The 235-nt window shown below is 64.3% G+C and carries 1 pseudogene; it reads right to left on the reverse strand.

From position 1 onward, the window contains the following. Positions 1 to 235: pseudogene (locus tag SB658_RS27580) on the reverse strand (carbohydrate ABC transporter permease); the annotation flags it as partial.

The following is a 235-nucleotide window of genomic DNA, read 5'->3' on the forward strand; positions in this document are numbered from 1 at the left end:
GATAGAGCGGAAGGAGCCCGATCTGAAACGGCACCATCATGCCGGCCGCCACGATTGCATACCAGCGCATGCCCGCGACGCCCCGGGAACGCGCGAAGTAGTAACTTCCGGAGGCGCCGATGACGACGAGCACGAGAACGGAGACCACCGTGATCAGCGCGCTGGTCAAGAAGGCCGATCCGAGCTCGCCCTCCACCCAGGCGCCGACAAAGTTGTCGAAGTTGAGCGAGGTGGG

This window comes from Bacillus sp. SIMBA_008, from assembly GCF_046535495.1.
Classification (GTDB): Bacteria; Bacillota; Bacilli; order Bacillales; family Bacillaceae; genus Bacillus; species Bacillus subtilis.